The sequence below is a fragment of the Millisia brevis NBRC 105863 genome (assembly GCF_001552615.1).
GTDB classification, from domain to species: domain Bacteria; phylum Actinomycetota; class Actinomycetes; order Mycobacteriales; family Mycobacteriaceae; genus Millisia; species Millisia brevis.
This window is the reverse complement of the sequence record NZ_BCRN01000005.1, coordinates 322,384-339,089: the sequence shown is the minus strand read 5'-3', so window position 1 is coordinate 339,089 and position 16,706 is coordinate 322,384. Positions and strand designations below refer to the sequence as shown.

The following is a 16,706-nucleotide window of genomic DNA, read 5'->3' as shown; positions in this document are numbered from 1 at the left end:
CGAGCTTCCGGAGACGACGAAGGTGGGTATCGAGCGTGCCGCCACGCTCGATACCCACCTCGACCCGAGACTCTATCGGGAGATCAGGTGATTTCCTTGGTCCCCCGTTTGGAGAACTCGCCGTTCGTCTGGCTGTCCCACTTCTCGTACAGCCCGTCGATCTTCGGATTGCCCTGCGATTTGATCCAGTCGCAGAGATCCTTGTCGGCGTTCGGATTCGTCACGATGATCGTGTGCAGCGACGGATCCTTCTCGGCCAGCGCGCGCAGCTCGTCGACCGGGGTATCGGGATCGGCGGCCGCCAGGGCGTCCCGCGGATCCGGCAGCGGTCCACGCGGCGCGTCGTGGGCGGACGGCTCGCCGACCTCGCTGAGCGACGACGAGTTGAGCGCCAGGTTCAGGATGATCGCGGTCAACGCGCCGGCGGAGATGCCCGAGTGGAAGATCGTCTGGAACCAGTCCGGGAACTGGTGGTACAGATCCAGGGCGACGTTGACGCGCTCGTCGCCGATGGTCGTGGTGTAGTACAGCTTCGCCTCGGTCAGCATCGCAACGCCCACCGAGATCGCCACCACCAGGATGTTGGTGTTGTTGAACTGCACCTTGGACAGGGTGCGCACGCCGGACGCCGCGACCATGCCGAACAGCGCGACACCCGCGCCGCCGAGCACCGCCTGCGGGATGCCCTCGACGATCGCCGCCATCTTCGGCAGCAGGCCGAGCAGGATCAGGATCGCGCCGGCCATGGTGGCGACGTGCCGGGTCTTGACGCCGGTGATGGCGACCAGTCCGACATTCTGGGCGAACGCCGTGTACGGGAAGGTGTTGAAGATGCCGCCGATCATGGTGCCCAGACCATCGGCGCGCAGGCCGTCGGCCAGCTTCTGCGGGGTGATCTTCTTGCCGACGATCTCGCCGACCGCGACGGTGTCGCCGGTGGTCTCGGTCATGATGACGATCGCGACGATCATCAGCGCGATGATCGAGCTGACCTGGAAGGTCGGCAGACCGAACTGGAAGGGCTCGGGGATGCCGAACCAACCGTAGGTGCCGACGTTGCCCCAATGCGGCATGCCGAACGGAATCGACACCAGCGTGCCGATCACCAGACCGAGCAGCACCGACACCCGGCGCATGCCCTCGGGGGCGAAACGCTCGATCAGCAGAATCACCAGCAGGGTGAAGAAGCCCATGCCGATCGCCAGCGGAGCGCCGAAGTCCTCACCGGTGCTGGTGCCGCCACCGAACCAGCCGGCCGCCACCCGCATCAGCGAGACGCCGATGATCAGGATGATCGTGCCGGTGACGATCGGCGGGAAGAATCTGATGAGCCTGCCGAAGACCGGCGCCATGACGATCATGAAGATGCCGCTGGCGATCACCGCGCCGTAGATGGCGGTGATGCCGTGCGAGGTACCGATGGTGATCATCGGGGCGACCGCCGCGAAGGTGACGCCCTGCATCAGGGGCAGCCGCACACCGAAGCGCCAGAAGCCGACCGCCTGGATCAGCGTCGCGATGCCGGCGACGAAGAGGTCGGCCATGATCAGGTGGACGATGTCGCCCTGCTCGAGTTGGCCGACGCTGACCATCGCGCCGCCGACGATCAGCGGCACCGCCACGGCGCCGGCGTACATCGCCAGCACGTGTTGCAGGCCGAGCGGCAACAGTTTGGAAATCGGTGGGATTTCGTCGACGGGGTCGTCCGTCTTCTTTCCCTCTTTGAGAATTGTCAGTACAGAAGTCATATGTCCCTCCGGGTCCCGGTGTGAATATGGTTGGAGGTGCGTGTTTCCCGGAGGGTCTCACTGCTGTTGCCGCGGCATTACGCGCCGGATATATCCGTTATCGCGCAGGATCGACTATCCGTATTGTCCGAATTGTCGGTAAATGCCGCGCGGCATTTCCGCCGTTTCGGACATTTCCGACAATGCCCCGGGCCCTGCTGTGACTGGTTTCGCAGCACCGGAGGGAATCACCGATTCGGCGGCGACGTCGGTAGCCTCATCGGTTCGTGTCCGTTTTGTGGTCCCTGCGGGAGTCGCGGAGCGGGCGGGGGTGCGGAAGATTGTGAGGTTCGGCGGTGTCGACGGTGGTCAAGGGTGATGCGGGTGCGGCGGTGATCGAGCACCCGTTGCGTGCTCTGTGGTCCCGGCAGCGTCGATACCGGGGACGTTTCCGGGCGGCGGTCCTCGCGTCGACGATCAACAAGATCGCCGATGTCGCACCGGAGATCCTGATCGGCGTCGCGATCGACGTCGTCGTGCGCGGCCAGGACTCCTGGGCGGCATCGCTGCTCGGTGTCGAGTCCCGATACGCGCAGTTGGCGTGGTTGGCCGCGATCAACGTGGTCGTCTGGATCATCGAATCGCTCAGCGAGTACGTCGCGGCCGTGCTGTGGCGCGGCCTCTCGCAGGGGGTCGAGCACGATCTGCGGGTCGAGGCCTACGACCACGCCCAACACCTCGACCTCGGCTGGCACGAGGCCAGGCCGCGGGGGACGACCCTCGCGACGCTCAACGACGACGTCAACCAGCTCGAGCGGTTCCTCGACATCGGCGTCCCGGCGATCCTGCAGACCATCCTGAACGTGCTGCTCGTCGGCCTGGTCTTCGCGGCGGCGTCGATGCAGTTGACCCTGCTCGCCTTCCTGCCGATCCCGCTGATCATCGCCGGCTCGCTGCTCTTCCAGCGCCGTCTCGAACCGCTCTACGTCCGGGTCCGCTCGGCCGTCGCCGACCTGTCCGGTGCGTTGCAGGCCAACCTCGCGGGTATCGCGACGATCAAGGCGTTCACCGCCGAGGAGCGCGAGCGCGAGCGCATCGAGCAGGTCTCCGGGGCCTACCGCCGGGCCAACGAGGCGGCGATCCGATCGTCGGCCGCGTTCGTCCCGCTGGTACGGGTGGCGATCCTCGCCGGCTTCACCTGCACCTTGCTGTTCGGCGGCTGGGCCGCTCTGAACGGCACCATCGAGGTGGGCCTGTACTCGGTGTTGGTGTTCATGACGCAGCGGCTGCTGTGGCCGCTGACCGACGTGGCCGAGGTGCTCGACCTCTACCAGCGTGGACGGGCGTCCACCGCGCGCATCCTCGGATTGCTGAACGAACCGATCGAGGTGCCCCAGGGCGACCGCAGCCTGGCCAAGCCGGTCGCCGGACGGGTGGAGATCGAACAGGTGCGCGCCGGTTACGCCGACGGGCCGGACGTCCTGCACGGGATCGACATGGTCGTCCCGGCCGGCGAGACCCACGCGATCGTCGGGTCGACCGGCGCCGGAAAGTCGAGCCTGTTGCGGCTGATCCTGCGCTTCGACGATCCGCGCGGTGGCCGGGTGCTGCTGGACGGGGTCGACGTGCGCGACCTCGACTGGGATTCCTTGCGCGGCTCGATGGGTTACGTCGCTCAGGACATCTACCTCTTCGCCGGCACCATCGCCGAGAACATCGCCTACGGTCGCCCGAATGCGACGCGCGAACAGATCATCGCCGCCGCCCGCGCCGCCGCGGCTGCGGACTTCATCGAGGTGCTCCCCGGCGCGTACGACGCGACCGTCGGCGAGAACGGCGTCACCCTCTCGGGCGGTCAGCGTCAGCGCATCGCCCTGGCCCGGGCGCTGCTGCGGGAGCCGGCGGTGCTCGTCCTCGACGAGGCGACCAGCGCGGTCGACAACGAGACCGAGGCCGCGATCCAGAAGTCGCTGCGCCGCGCCGGCGAGCGGTGCACCACCATCGTCGTCGCCCACCGCCTCTCGACCGTCCGGCACGCCCACCGCATCTGGGTGCTCGACGGCGGGCGGGTCACCGAGGCCGGCACCCACGACGAGTTGGTCGCCGCGGGCGGCAGCTATGCCGCGCTGTGGGCGGTGCAGACCGGTGAACCCGAACCGGAGCGGGCGTCAGTCTGATCCGGGCGACGGTTTGCGTCGGGTCGCGGCCGCGGGACGCGGGTGGGGTCACGCCGTTGTGGTACCTCGGATACCGCTGTGGAATGACGCGCGGCCCGATCGATTCCCGCATCATGGGCGCATGAGCGAATCGGCGGACGTGCGGATCCCGACGGAGGCGATGCTGACGGTGATCGCGAGCGGGCCCGAGGGGCACAACCCGATCGACGTGGGTACCGCGACCGTGATCGAGTCGTCCGCCGCTATGTTCACCACGAGCACCCCCGAGATCCTCGACCGTGCCCTGCAATTGGTCGACGCCGATGGGTCGGTGATCGTCGTCGGCGGCATCCGGGAGGCCGACGGGTCGGTACGGGTGACCGTCGAATCGGTCATCCCAGCGGACCCGGCCGCCGCCCCCGATCGGGGTGTCACCGTCGCGCTCGAGGTTCCCCCGGATGTGGTGTTGTCCGTGCCGTCGGACCCCGATGAGCGGGTCGCGGATCTGGAGAAGGCCCGTTCGGTGTGGTGTGTGATGTTCCCGCGGATGCGGGCGTGCCGGTAGGCCACGCTTGCCGGTAGCCGGTCGGAGGCGGGACGGATCGCTGCGGACCCTCGGCAGGTTCGCGATCGTCGCGTGCGCGATCGCCGGTTTCGCGGTCGAACTGACCATCGGCAGCCGTCCGGGTGCCGGTCTGGACTGGAGCGGATATCTCGAGCTGCGCGGCGGCGGCCGGATTCCCGAGGCGGTACCGGCCGTCGCCGGGCTGCTGGCGCTGGTCTGCGCCGGCTATGCGTGGCGTCGCCCGATGGCCGGGTTCGTCGGCGCCTGGGCGCTGTCCACCGCAGTCACGGTGGCCGTACCCGATTGGGAACCGTTCACCGCGGTGTTATTGGCGCTCTTCGCGGTTTCCCGGTACGGCTCCGCGCGAACGGCGTATCTCGCTCTGGTGTTGTCGGTGGTACCGCTCGGTGTCAATGGCTGGAACGCCGCGAGCCTGGTCGGCCCGGTCACGCCGATCACGTTCGGGACGATCGGTGTGCTGTGGATGGGTGTCGCCTGCGCGGTGTGGGCCGCCGGTCGCGCCCTGCACCGCTCGTCCGGGCGCGTCGACCGCCTCGAGGAATCGCTGCTCTCCGCCCGGCAACGCGCGCGGGTCGCGGAGCGTCGGGCTATCGCCCGCGACCTGCACGACATCGTCGCGCACGGCATCACCGCGATCGCCCTGCAGTCGGCCGGCGCCCGGGCGCTGTTGACCGCCGGGGGGCGCGATTCGACGACCGATATGCGGGTGGCGGAGGCGTTGACGGACATCGAGGAGTCGGCGACGCGCTCCATGCGCGAGCTGCATCGGCTGGTCACCACCCTGCGGGCGGATGGCGCCACCGCGGAGCAGGACACCGGGGCCGCCCCCGGTACCCGAAACCTGCCCGCCCTGGTGGCGGCCACCCGCGCCGGTGGACTGCGGGTGGATCTTCGGGAGAGCGGTGAACGTCGGCCACTCGATCATTCGGTCGACCTGGCGGTCTACCGGACGGTGCAGGAGGCCCTGGCCAATGCCATGAAGCATGGCGGTCGACAGGCCCGCGTCGAGGTGGCTCTCGACTGGCCCGGGACCCGCAGAGGCGCGCAGGAACTGCGGGTCGCGGTGGTCACCCACGGAACCGGCGGCGGCGAGTCGGCCCTCCCTTCCGGCGGATTCGGCCTGGTCGGGCTGGCCGAACGGCTGGCGTCGGTCGACGGAGTGCTGCGGGCGGAACCCGCCGCGGGCCGGTTCGAGACGGAGGCGATCATCCGGCTCGGGCCGAATTCCCGGAGCACCCGATAGGTACCCTTTCTGGATGCGGGTCCTACTCGTCGACGATCAGCCCCTGGTGCTGGCGGGGTTGGACATGTTGCTGACCCCGGTGGCCGATATCGAGGTGGTCGGCCGGGCCGGCGATGGCGCCGAGGCCGTCGCATTGGCCGAACAGTTGCGGCCCGACGTCGTGGTGATGGACCTGCGGATGCCCGTCCTGGACGGGGTCGCCGCCACCGTGCGCATCACCGCGGACGAAGGTGAGTCGAAGGTGTTGGCGCTGACCACCTTCGAGGACGAGGCGTTGATGTTCGAGGCCCTGCGGGCCGGGGCGAGCGGCTACCTGCTCAAACACGCCGCTCCGACCGAGATCGCCGATGCGATCCGCCGCGTCCACGGCGGCGGCGTGTGGATCGACCCGACCATGACCGCCAAGATCATCGACGTGCTGCGATCGCGGGTGATCACGACCGGCGCCGGGGCCACCACGACGGTGGCCTCCGACGCCGACCGGGCGCGGATAGCGGAGGTGCTGACCCCCCGGGAACAGCACGTCCTTCGGTTGGTTGCCGATGGTCTGTCCAACCGCGACATCGGCAACACGCTCGTGCTGGCCGAGGCGACCGTCAAAACCCACGTCGCGCGCATCCTGATGAAAACCGGATCACGCGACCGGGCGGCGGCGGTGGCCCTGGCCTGGCGATCGGGCTTCGCCCAGCGTTCACCCCTCTGAACCCGGCGAACCGGCAGAGCCCGATCGCAATCAGCGGTCGATCAGCGGTCGACCGGCACCCCGGGTCCCGGAATCGGGCCGATGCACCCCATATTCGGTGGGCACGGCTCGGGGATCGGAGGCTCGGGGAACGGCGGCTTGGGTGGGTAGGGAGGGAACGGGGGGTCGAGGTCGCACCGCCAAGTTTCACAGGGAATCGGTACATCCCGCGGCGGCGGGTCGATGCGGTCCGAGGGTGCAGCCGCGGCTGTTCCGATCCCGCCCAGCATGGCGAGGGCGGCGATGGCCGGCGGTACGGCGGTTCGAGTGAATGCTGCGATGGAGCGTCGAGTACTCATGGTTCTCCCGGTTGAGGCGAGTTGGCGCAGGTGGAATGTGGCAGCTGCGGTGCGCCGGGGATTCAGGCGGGATTGACCAGAACCCGGCACGTCTGCTCGATCACGTTTCCGGCGGAGTCGGTCACCGTGCGGACGACCGTGGTGGTGCCATCACCGTTGTTTCGTGCGTCGACCACCACGGTGCCTCCCTGCGCGTGGGCGATCGACGGCACGCCGATACCGATGCCGGCGCCGGCGGCCAGGGCGATCACCCCCATCGCGATGCGTCGTCGCACGTTCGGGGACGGATGATTCGCGGACATTGGAGCCTCCTCCAGTTCGGGTGTGACGGATTCGAGTCCACACGCCGGTATCGGGTCCGGAAAGGGCTCGGAGACGAAATACCCCCGATGCGGCAGACGCTCGAGCCGAGCCGTACCGCGTGGGATCCATCGGTCGGGCCCGGTGTACTGCGCAGGAGTGGGAACGCTCGTCGGAGGCTGACGACAGTGGTGGTACGCCCGGTGGAGTCGGCGACGCACTGCCCGATCGGCTGGGTTTCGGCCGGTTGTTGTCCGATTCGACGGACCCCGCGGCGGGCTCGCCTAGGGTCGGGGATGTTGCCGGTCACTGTTGTCCGACGGGAGTACGAACATGGGCGAAACGTTGCGCGCGCTATCGGGATTGCCGAATGCGCCGGTGGGTCTGAGCGATTCGACGCTGATCCTGATCGACTGCCAGAACACCTATACCGCCGGGGTCATGGAGCTCGAGGGGGTGCAGGAGGCTCTCGATCAGGTGGAGGTGTTGCTCGACCGGGCGCGCACCGCCGGCACCCCGATCATCCACATCCAGCATTCGGCCGGACCGGGCTCGCCCTACGACATCGACGCCGCGAGCGGCGCGATCATCGACCGTGTCGCCCCGCGCGGTGACGAGCCGGTGGTGGTCAAGGCCTTCCCGAATTCCTTCGTGCAGACCGAACTCGCCGATCTGCTCGCGAAGTCCGACGCCTCCAACCTGGTGCTGACCGGCTTCATGACGCATATGTGCATCAACTCCACCGCCCGCGGCGCCTTCAACCTCGGCTTCGCCCCCACCGTGGTCGCCGGTGCCACCGCGACCCGCTCGTTGCCGACGGTCGACGGGTCGATCCTGCCCGCCGCGACGGTGCACGCCGCCGGACTCGCCGCGATCGCCGACCTGTTCGCGGTGGTCGTACCGGACGCCGCCGCCCTGCCCGACTGACCGCCGGATCAGCGGTCGGCGACAAAACCGCCGTGGAAGCCGAACGGGATCGCGTGCGGTGCTGCGGCGCGGGCGATCTCGGTGAGACTGCGCGCGTCGAGCACACACAGGAACGACACCCCGGTCGAACCGTCGAGGACCACGGTCAGCAGGACACCGTCGTCCTCGCCGTCCGGTCCGGTCGAGCGGCCGGGACGCGCGACGAACACCGGCTCGCCGGGATGGCACCCCGGCTGATGCCAGTGGATCGCCTCGCCGGTGGTGACGTCGATCTTGACGATCGCGTTGAGGAAGTCCGACGGATCGCCGACGGTCGAGGCCCCGTAGGTATAGCGGTAGGACAACTGCGAGCGGGCCGAGTCGATACGCGGTAGCTCGATCGTGGCGTCACCGATCCGCTGATGGGTCACCGTACCGGCGTCGAGGTCGACGTCGATACGCCGCAATGTCGGCGGCGGCAGGGCCCCGCTCTCCTGCAATCGGGACAGGTACAGCGTCTCGACCACCGACGCGTCCTCGTAGCCGCTGAGGTCCAGATGCAGGACCGGCCCCTCCTCGAAGGCGTTGACGTGGTGGAACGAGAACAGCGGCTGGTCGAGGCGCAGGGCGCGCTGCTCCCCGGTTCGCAGATCCAACACCCGGATCAGCGTGCCGCGCTCCGGCTGCCAGCTGTAGTTCTCGATGAAGGTGCGCCGGCGCAGGAGGAAGAGCAGCGGGTTGACCACCAAGGGGAACTCGACCAGCACCGCGTAGTTCTCGGTCAACGCGAAACTGTGCATATAGCTGGGCATATCGGTGGAGATCGTGCCCGCGAGGATGCGGGTCGTCGACTGCGGCGGCAGCCGGTAGATCTTGTACGCGCTGGTGCGGGAGAACGTCAGCAGCGAGTTGACCAGTTCCCCCGAGCCGGTGCGCACGTGCGGATGGGCGGTGGTCACATTGCCGGTCAGATCGTCGTCCGGCTGGATCACCCCGACCGTCTCGAGGGTGGTCGGATCGAATTCCACCGGCATCGGCGTCTCGGTCAACGCCGCGGTCCGGCCGTCGACCACGGCGATGTTGACCGATGCGTTGGGCACCGGCGCCGTCTTCGGCCCACTGAAGGCGAAGAACTTGCGGAACAGCGACTGGCACGGGTCGCCGGCGAACTCGCGGTATTCCAGCTTGCCGGTGGCGAGCACGGACCGCTTGTTGTCCGAATCGAGCAGCCGGTTGCTGTAGCGCACGCCCGAGTCGGAGACCTCGAAGCGATGCAGCATCGACAGTCCGTCGAACCAGTGCTTCAGGACCGGCGGCTCGCCCGCCGCGGCCCGATCCGGGCGGTCGTAGGCGCCCGGGCCGTTGCGCAGCAGGACACCGCTCAACCATGACGGGATGGCGCCGATCACCTCGAGAGGCTGATCGGTGACCTCGCTGTACAGCGAATCGAAACCCGACAGGTAGGTGTTTTTCTGTTCGATCGAGGACATGGAGGGCTCCGTATCTCGATGCGGGTGGGCCGAACGTCCGCCCCTCCACCCTAACCCCGCGCCGACCGGACGGCCGGAGTCGACTCCGAGTGGCCCGCCGGGCACGTGATCCGCCACCGCTACGGACGCGCGGCAAGAGATGGGGCCGCGGATTCGCGTAGTGGACTACTCGCGTGCCTCGTGCGGTACCGGATTACGCTCCGAGTCATTCCCGCCAGGTGAAAAGTGATCGGGAATTGCGTTCCGCCGGTGTGCATCCCGGCGCGGGTGCGGTGGAGTGGGGCAGCTCGACTCGATTCGAGAATGGTGGCGGAAAACATGTCCGAGGACCATGCGGTGTGGGTGGATCGGGTGCACTGCACGCTGGGCGAGTTTGCGTCGTTGTACGTCAAGGTCACCGAGCGGGAACTGCTGGCGGCGGTCGCGGCGCGGTTCGCGTCCCGGTTCGACGCCGACGCGCGGCTCTACGAGCGGGACAAGCCGGCGTGGCATCACCGGTGCGTCGAGGCGCTGGAGACCCTGGTGGCGGACGGCCTCGTCGACTCCCTGCACCTGACCGACGCCGGCGCGGCCACGCTGAGTCGAGCGTGCGAACGGGCCGAACACCTCCCCGAACGCACGCTGACCCCGCTGTCCCCGGAGACCGCCGCCGGGCGGGATGTGCTGATCGCGGGCGTGCTGACGCCGCCGCTGCGCGCCCGGCTCACGGCGAACCCGGACGACGGTGACCAACCGCCGCAGCCGATCCCGATCATGATCGAGATCAACCTGCGCTACTCGCGCGGACCGCGCAAGGCGATGAAGCGGATCGCTCACCTGTGGCGCTACCTCGGCAGTGCGACCGAACCGCGCCCGCTGGCGGACGAGTATGCCGTCGGTGAGCTGACCCCCGCCCAGATCGAGGGCTTGATCTCCGCGGACGCCGTCGGCATCGACTGGCCCGATCGAGCGATCTACCGGATCTGGCCGGACTTCGACGTCGTCCCACAGATCGATTCGTCCGCCCGCACGATCAAAGCGACCGCCGCCCAGCGGTCGTTCAACAGCTTCGGTGACGGGATCGTCTGGGCCGTTATCGATTCGGGCATCGACGAACATCATCCGCACTTCCAGGGATATCGGACGCTCACCGCCCCGCTGGTGCGAGATCTGCACCGCGACTTCACCGGGCCGGGGACTCCGCTGACGGACGAGAGTGGCCACGGTACCCACGTGGCCGGGATCATCGCCGGCGGTCTCGAACTATGGGACGGATCGCCGGACAAGATCCTCGTCACCGAGCGGCGGTACAACGCCAGGGAATCGGATATGCCGATCATCAAGCCGCGGCCGGTCGAGCGTCCGGAGACCCTGGCCGGCATCGCGCCGCGGGCGAATCTGGTGAGCCTCAAGGTACTCGGCGGCCGTGGCGATCCGGTCACCCGCACGACGCGCGTGATCGAGGCGCTGGCATACGTGCGGGAGACCAATGCCGCCGGCGGCAAGCTGCTGCGGATCCACGGTGTCAACCTCAGCCTCGGCTACGAGTTCGACCCGGAGTGGTTCGCCTGCGGGCGCAGCCCGCTCTGCCTCGAGGTCGACAAGCTCGTGCGCTCCGGTGTCGTGGTGGTCGTCGCCTCCGGCAACTCGGCCTACGTCACGTTGGACACCTCGCGGTCCGCCGTGCGGAGATTCAGCACGGCGACGACGATCAATGATCCGGGCAACGCCGAACGCGCCATCACCGTCGGCTCGACCCACAAGGAGTCCCCGCACGCGTACGGCATCTCCTACTTCTCCTCGCGCGGGCCCACCGCCGACGGGCGCTGCAAGCCCGACCTGGTCGCACCGGGCGAGCGGATCGCCTCCGCCGCCACCGGCGCGATCCTCGCACCGGTCGAGCAGACGCTCGAGTCCGGCATCGGAGGTATGGCGGTCTACGCCGAGGACAGCGGCACCAGCATGGCGGCGCCGCACGTCTCCGGCGCCGCCGCGGCCTTTCTGTCCGTACAGCGCGAATTCATCGGCGACCCGGACGCGGTCAAACGCGTCCTCGTCGACTCGGCAACCTCGCTCGGTCGCGACCGAGCGTTCCAGGGTGGCGGGCTGGTGGACCTCATGCGCGCGCTGCAGTCGGTGTGACACAGCAGTCGATGTGAGGGCGAAAGATACGGGAGGGAAAGGGAAATGACCGAAGCCATCGCCGGCCGTCCGTTCTGGCAGCTGGTCTTCGACAAGGACGGCGACATCGTCGACGAGCGGCAGGCCGGTGCATTGGCCGAGGGGATCCGGGCCGCCGGCATCACCGACCTCGTCATGTTCTCGCACGGCTGGAACAACGGCCGGACCGTCGCGATCGAGCTCTACCGCCGCTGGTTCACGCTTCTCGCCGAACAGCTCGCCGCCGAGCGCACGGTGGGGTTCGTCGGTGTCTTCTGGCCGTCGCAACTCTGGCGGGACGAGCCGATTCCCGACGTCCAACCCTCGTCGGCTCGCACCGATGGCGGCGGCGCGGCCTCGACCGCGCGCGCCGGGCGGCCCCCCGCCGGACCGCCGACGCTCGATCCCGGGGTCCTGCTCGATCTGAAGAGCATGTTCGATGCCGGATCCGAGCAACTCGACGCGATCGCCGACCTGCTCACCGAACCGGCCGGCCGGGAGACCCTCGACGAGTTGCTCGTCGAACTGCGCGCATTCGATGCGGCGACCGCGGACGGTGCCGGTGGCGACCTCCCGGATTCCGGCTCGTTCGGCATGCTGGAGCCCGGCCGCGACGCCGAGGAGATATTCGGGACCTTCGCCAGGGGCCTCGCCGCCACCGGCATCTCATTCGATTCCGTCGCTGGCGCCGGCCAGGCGGGCCTCGGCGACGTCGCCACCCGAACCCTCAACGGGGCCAAGGAGTTGTTGCGCCAACTGAGCTACTGGAAGATGAAGAACCGGGCGGGCGTGGTCGGCCGCAAGGGCCTCGGGCCGGCGGTCACCAAGCTTGCGGCGGACCACCCGGATCTGCGGGTGCACCTCGTCGGGCACAGCTTCGGCGGGCGTCTGGTGGCCAATGCGCTCGACGGCATCACCGACGAAACACCCTCACCGATCCGGTCGATCACCCTGCTGCAGGCCGCGTTCTCCCGATTCGCCTTCACCGAGAAACTGCCCTTCGCCAACGGCGGCGGTGCGCTTGCCGGCCGCCTGGCCCGCCTCGACGGTCCTCTCGCGGTGTGCTTTTCGAGCCACGACTCCGCGCTCGGCACCCTATATCCGCTCGCCTCGCTGGCGGCGAGGGACGCCGCGGCGGCGGGTGACGACCGGCTGGCCCGCTACCGCGCCATGGGTGCGGTCGGCGCCTACCTCGCCGACACGCTGCCGGTCGGGGCCGTCGACGCCACCTACCCGTTCCGGCAGCACGGCATTCTCAATATCGACGCATCCGACATCGTCACCGAGGGCGACCCACCGTCCGGCGCGCACAGCGACATCTTCAAACCCGAGCTGGCCAGGGTGGTCGCGACCGCGGCTCGGCTGACGGCATAGCTCGGCCGCCGCGGCGGCGCACCGGACGTCGCGGGTCAGGCGAACAGGCCGGCGCCCACCCAGGAGCCCTCGCTCGCCCCCGGCGGAACCGCGAAGGTCGCCGAACCCACCGGCCGCACATACTCGTTGAGCGCATCCGTCGCGAGCGAGCGCTGCACGGTGATGAACCGGTCGAGGCTGCGCTGATAGGCGATGAAGAACAGCCCGGCGTCCAGGCGGCCCAGAGCGTTGTTGCCGTCGACGTAGTTGTAGCCGCGGCGCAGCAACTGGATGCCGTTGTTGGTATCCGGATGTGCCAGCCGCAGATGCGAGGTGAGCGGGATGGCCGGCTGGGTGCCCGCCATCATGTCGAAGTCGGGGGTGGTGAATTCTTCGCCGCCGGACATCGGGGAGCCCTCGCGCTTGGTGCGCCCGATGATGTTCTCCTGCTCGGACAGTCGCACCCGGTCCCAGGTTTCGATCAGCATGGCGATCTTGCGGGTGACCAGGTAGGTGCCGCCGGTCATCCAGTCCGGTCCGTCCCCGTCGGCGACCCAGACGTTCTCGTTGAGGGTGTCTGTGTCGTCGGCGAGGATGTTCGCCGTACCGTCCTTGAACCCGAACAGATTACGTGGGGTCTCCTGGTCGGACGTCGTGCGGGAGGTGCGACCGAAACCGAGCTGCGCCCAGCGGATATTGGCTTTGCCGAAGGCGATTCGCGACAGATTGCGCACCGCGTGGACGGCGACCTGCGGGTCGGACGAACACGCCTGGATGCACAGATCCCCGTGGCTGAACTCCGCGCGCAGCGCATCGCCCAGAAACGGTGGCAGCGCGGCCAATTGCTCGGGGCGCCGATCGGCCAGACCGAAGCGGTCGACGCCGTCCTTCTCGAAGATCCCCGGACCGAAGCCGAAGGTGATCGTCAGCTCGGACGCCGGTAGACCGGCCGCTTCGCCGGTGTCGTCCGGTGGGGCGCTGGCCGGGCCGCCGAAGGCGCCGGTGGCCGAGACGTCGAGCCCCTGGGTGATGCGCGAGGCGGCATACGACCAGTCCTGCAGCAGCGTGATCAGCCGGTCGCGGGTGATGCGCTCGTCGAGATCGAAGGCCGCGATGTGCAGGTGATCCTGAACGGCGGTGGTGATGCCGGCCTGGTGCTCACCGAAGAATGGGTAGCTCTCGGACACGGCGGTCGCGCTGCCACCGGCGGTGGTCCGTCCGATCAGGCCCCCGATCGCGGCGCCGGCGACGCCGGCGCCGGCCAACCCGAGCAGTCCGCGCCGGGATGGCCCGCGCCGGTCGGTCGTCTCCGGCTCGGGCGCATCCGTGGGTGCGGGGTCGGTGGAAGGTTGCTCGGGTTGGTCGGACATCGGTGTTATCCCAGGATCGTGGTGGTCAGGTTGGACAGCGGCTCGGCCAGGGCGTTGAGCGACTCGGACAGGCCACGCTTGTCCTCATCGGTCAGCTCGGTGTAGTTGACGAATCCGGCGTCGAGCGAACCGAACTGCGCGAGGCGTCCGTTGAGGTCGGCATAGCCGGCGTCGATATCGGCCACCAGCGCGGCCCCCTCGTCGCCCTGGCTCTCCGCGAAGTCGCGCACCAGCGAGAACGCCATCTGCGAGCCCTCGACGTTGGCGGCGAAGTCCCACAGGTCGGTACCCGACCACCAGTCCTCCTCACCGGTGATCTTCCCGGTGGCGACCTCGTCGAGCAGGCCGATCGACCCGTTGGAGATCCAGTCGATGCCGCGGTCGTCGAGGAAGGTGATGAAGTCGGCGGAGTGCACGTAGTCGTACAGTTCCTGCACGTCGGCGACCAGCTTGTTGCCGTACTCGACTCGCTGCTCGGGGGTCGAGGGCTCCCAGTCCAGCCAGGCGTTGGTCACGCCGTCGGAGTTGGTGCCGTCGCGCGGCGGCACCCACAGGTCCTTCTCGATCCGGTGGAAGCCGGTCCACTCGAGGCCCTCGGCCACCGCGTCGACCTCGCGGTAGTCGATGCGCGGGTCGAGATCGCCGAGCGCCTCGGCCACCGGCTCGATCCGCTCGTAGAACGTGCGGACGGTGGCGAACTGCTCGCGGGCCGCGTCGTCGTCTCCGGCGATGTACGCCGCGACGAAGGTCTGGGTGGCCGGCAGCAACTGCGCGACCTGGTCCTTGACGAAGGCCGCGTACTGGTCGACCGCCAACTGCTTCTGCTCGGCGTCGTCGCCGGTGATCTCGACCCGGTCACCGGTGACGGTGAAGGTGCCCTCGCCGACGCCGGCGCCGATCATGCCCGGCTTACAGAGGGTCTTGTACGACCCCGGCTGCACCGTCGCGGTCAGGCTGCGGGAGGTGCCCGGAGCGATGTTCTCGACCTCGCCGATGATCTGCAGGCCATCGTCGGCCATCAGGTAGAACTCGGTGACCTGCGAGCCTTCGTTGGTCACGTCGAAGGAGATCGAACCACTCGTCGTCTCGGTGGTGGCGACGTCACAGGAGTCGTCGGTCGAGGTCACGGCGATCGCGCCGCTGCCACCGTCCGCGGACGAGGGGTTGTTCTCGACACAGCCGGACAGCAGCAGGCCAACGGACGCCGCGGTCGCCGGCAGAAGCAGCCAGGACCGGGAACGGGTGGTGGTCATTCTTTTCCTTCTTCGTTGTGGGCCGCCGGAGCGGGCCGCTGTGTCGTGCCGGCGTCATCACCGGCGGGTTCGTCGGTCGCCTTCGCCGACGAGGTTTTGGGGGCATGTCCGAGGAAGGCGCGTCGCACGAACAGGGTGCCGACGATCGCCAGGTAGAGCGCCCAGCCGATGATTTCGAGCCAGGTCATCTCGGGGGTGAAGCCGATCGTGCCCTTGAGCACGGCGGCCAGAGCTCCGGCGGGCGCGATGATGTGGCTGATCTGGAAGGCCCAGCCGAACGGGAAGCCGGCAAATCCGGAGAGCACGTCGCCGGTGGCCGGATCGACCGGGGCGGCGGAGGTGAACGGCCCGGGCAGGAAGCCTGCCTCCTGCAGGTCGTGGATGCCGTAGGCGAGGATGCCGGCGGCGACGATCACCAGGAACGCGCCGGTCCAGGTGAAGAACACCTTCAGGTTCAGGCTGACCATGCCGCGGTAGATCAACCAGCCGAGCACGGCGGCGGTGAGCAGGCCGAGCAGAGCGCCGAGGAGGGCCTGCGGCGAGTTGCCGAAGGACTGCACCATCGACCAGAGGAACAGAGTGGTCTCGATGCCCTCGCGGCCCACCGACAGGAAGCCGACCGCCACCAGGGCCCAGCCGGAACCGCGGGCGACCGCGCGATCGACGTCGTGTTCGAGGCTCGCCTTGAGACCGCGGGAGGCGCGCAGCATCCAGAAGATCATCCAGGTGACCATCGCGACGGCGATCAGCGACAGCGTGCCGCCGATCAGCTCCTGCGCCTGGAAGGTCAGCGTGCGCGCGCCGAAGGTGAGGATGAAGCCGAGGGCCAGGGAGCCGAGGATCGCGATCGCGACGCCGATCCACAGCCGGGGCAGCACGTCGGTGCGGCCACTGCGGTGCAGATACGCGACCAGAATGCCGACGACCAACGCCGCTTCGAGGCCTTCGCGCAGCCCGATGAGAAATGTGCCCAGCACCGTCCGACTCCCTGCCGGTCCGACACGTTCCCGCCCCGGGCCTTGCCTTAGCCTTTCCTTAACCAGAAGGGGACGTTACTCCACCTTTTCGTGGCCGCCACTGTGAATCCCGCCTCTGTTCACTCGGGTCCCGACCGGTTTCCGATATGACCGATTTGCCGGATA

At 68.6% G+C, this 16,706-nt stretch carries 13 protein-coding genes; 7 read left to right on the top strand and 6 right to left on the bottom strand.

The window, feature by feature from the left end; translation table 11 throughout:
* Nucleotides 1-83: 83 nt before the first annotated feature.
* Complete coding sequence (locus MB1_RS09855) at nucleotides 84-1,748, bottom strand: nucleobase:cation symporter-2 family protein (protein WP_066906201.1); 1,665 nt, start codon at nucleotides 1,746-1,748, stop codon at nucleotides 84-86.
* A gap of 335 nt (nucleotides 1,749-2,083) precedes the next feature.
* Here MB1_RS09855 and MB1_RS09850 point away from each other — a divergent pair, with 335 nt between their 5' ends.
* From MB1_RS09850 to MB1_RS09835, 4 genes are all read left to right on the top strand, one after another.
* On the top strand, nucleotides 2,084-3,904 hold the full coding sequence (locus tag MB1_RS09850; RefSeq protein WP_245650117.1) for an ABC transporter ATP-binding protein: 1,821 nt from the start codon (nucleotides 2,084-2,086) through the stop codon (nucleotides 3,902-3,904).
* 121 nt (nucleotides 3,905-4,025) lie between these two features.
* Nucleotides 4,026-4,448, top strand: a complete 423-nt coding sequence (locus MB1_RS09845) for a hypothetical protein (RefSeq protein WP_066906199.1) — start codon at nucleotides 4,026-4,028, stop codon at nucleotides 4,446-4,448.
* Between the two features lie 7 nt (nucleotides 4,449-4,455).
* Nucleotides 4,456-5,712: a sensor histidine kinase gene (locus MB1_RS09840; RefSeq protein ID WP_066906197.1), complete on the top strand. Its 1,257-nt coding sequence runs from the start codon at nucleotides 4,456-4,458 to the stop codon at nucleotides 5,710-5,712.
* Nucleotides 5,713-5,725: 13 nt separating this feature from the next.
* Nucleotides 5,726-6,415 carry a response regulator gene (locus MB1_RS09835; protein WP_066906195.1) on the top strand — a complete coding sequence of 230 codons (690 nt, stop codon included), beginning with the start codon at nucleotides 5,726-5,728 and terminating at the stop codon, nucleotides 6,413-6,415.
* Between the two features lie 400 nt (nucleotides 6,416-6,815).
* Here MB1_RS09835 and MB1_RS09830 read toward each other — a convergent pair whose 3' ends face one another.
* A complete protein-coding gene (locus tag MB1_RS09830; protein ID WP_066906193.1) occupies nucleotides 6,816-7,055 on the bottom strand; it encodes a hypothetical protein in 240 nt (79 codons plus the stop codon).
* A gap of 331 nt (nucleotides 7,056-7,386) precedes the next feature.
* Here MB1_RS09830 and MB1_RS09825 point away from each other — a divergent pair, with 331 nt between their 5' ends.
* Entirely contained in the window at nucleotides 7,387-7,980 is a 594-nt protein-coding gene (locus tag MB1_RS09825; RefSeq protein WP_066906191.1) for a cysteine hydrolase family protein, read from the top strand.
* An 8-nt stretch (nucleotides 7,981-7,988) separates the two neighbouring features.
* On the opposite strand, the gene MB1_RS09820 is transcribed toward MB1_RS09825, so the two are convergent.
* Entirely contained in the window at nucleotides 7,989-9,449 is a 1,461-nt protein-coding gene (locus MB1_RS09820; protein WP_066906189.1) for a carotenoid oxygenase family protein, read from the bottom strand.
* A 318-nt stretch (nucleotides 9,450-9,767) separates the two neighbouring features.
* On the opposite strand from MB1_RS09820, the gene MB1_RS09815 reads away from it, so the two are divergent.
* Both MB1_RS09815 and MB1_RS09810 read left to right on the top strand, forming a co-directional pair.
* On the top strand, nucleotides 9,768-11,570 hold the full coding sequence (locus tag MB1_RS09815; protein ID WP_066906187.1) for a S8 family peptidase: 1,803 nt from the start codon (nucleotides 9,768-9,770) through the stop codon (nucleotides 11,568-11,570).
* Nucleotides 11,571-11,615: 45 nt separating this feature from the next.
* Nucleotides 11,616-12,962: an alpha/beta fold hydrolase gene (locus tag MB1_RS09810; protein WP_066906185.1), complete on the top strand. Its 1,347-nt coding sequence runs from the start codon at nucleotides 11,616-11,618 to the stop codon at nucleotides 12,960-12,962.
* A 35-nt stretch (nucleotides 12,963-12,997) separates the two neighbouring features.
* Here the strand turns inward: MB1_RS09810 and efeB are convergent, their stop codons facing one another.
* Genes efeB through efeU form a run of 3 tightly spaced genes read right to left on the bottom strand, consistent with a single transcriptional unit; the run spans nucleotide 12,998 to nucleotide 16,541 of the window.
* Entirely contained in the window at nucleotides 12,998-14,311 is a 1,314-nt protein-coding gene (gene efeB, locus MB1_RS09805) for an iron uptake transporter deferrochelatase/peroxidase subunit (protein WP_066906183.1), read from the bottom strand.
* A gap of 5 nt (nucleotides 14,312-14,316) precedes the next feature.
* The gene (efeO, locus tag MB1_RS09800) at nucleotides 14,317-15,564 is read right to left on the bottom strand and encodes an iron uptake system protein EfeO (protein ID WP_066906181.1); all 1,248 of its coding nucleotides are present in this window, start codon (nucleotides 15,562-15,564) and stop codon (nucleotides 14,317-14,319) included.
* Nucleotides 15,561-16,541: an iron uptake transporter permease EfeU gene (gene efeU / locus MB1_RS09795; protein ID WP_066906179.1), complete on the bottom strand. Its 981-nt coding sequence runs from the start codon at nucleotides 16,539-16,541 to the stop codon at nucleotides 15,561-15,563. The genes efeO and efeU overlap by 4 nt, the downstream gene beginning before the upstream one ends.
* Between the last annotated feature and the right edge of the window lie 165 nt (nucleotides 16,542-16,706).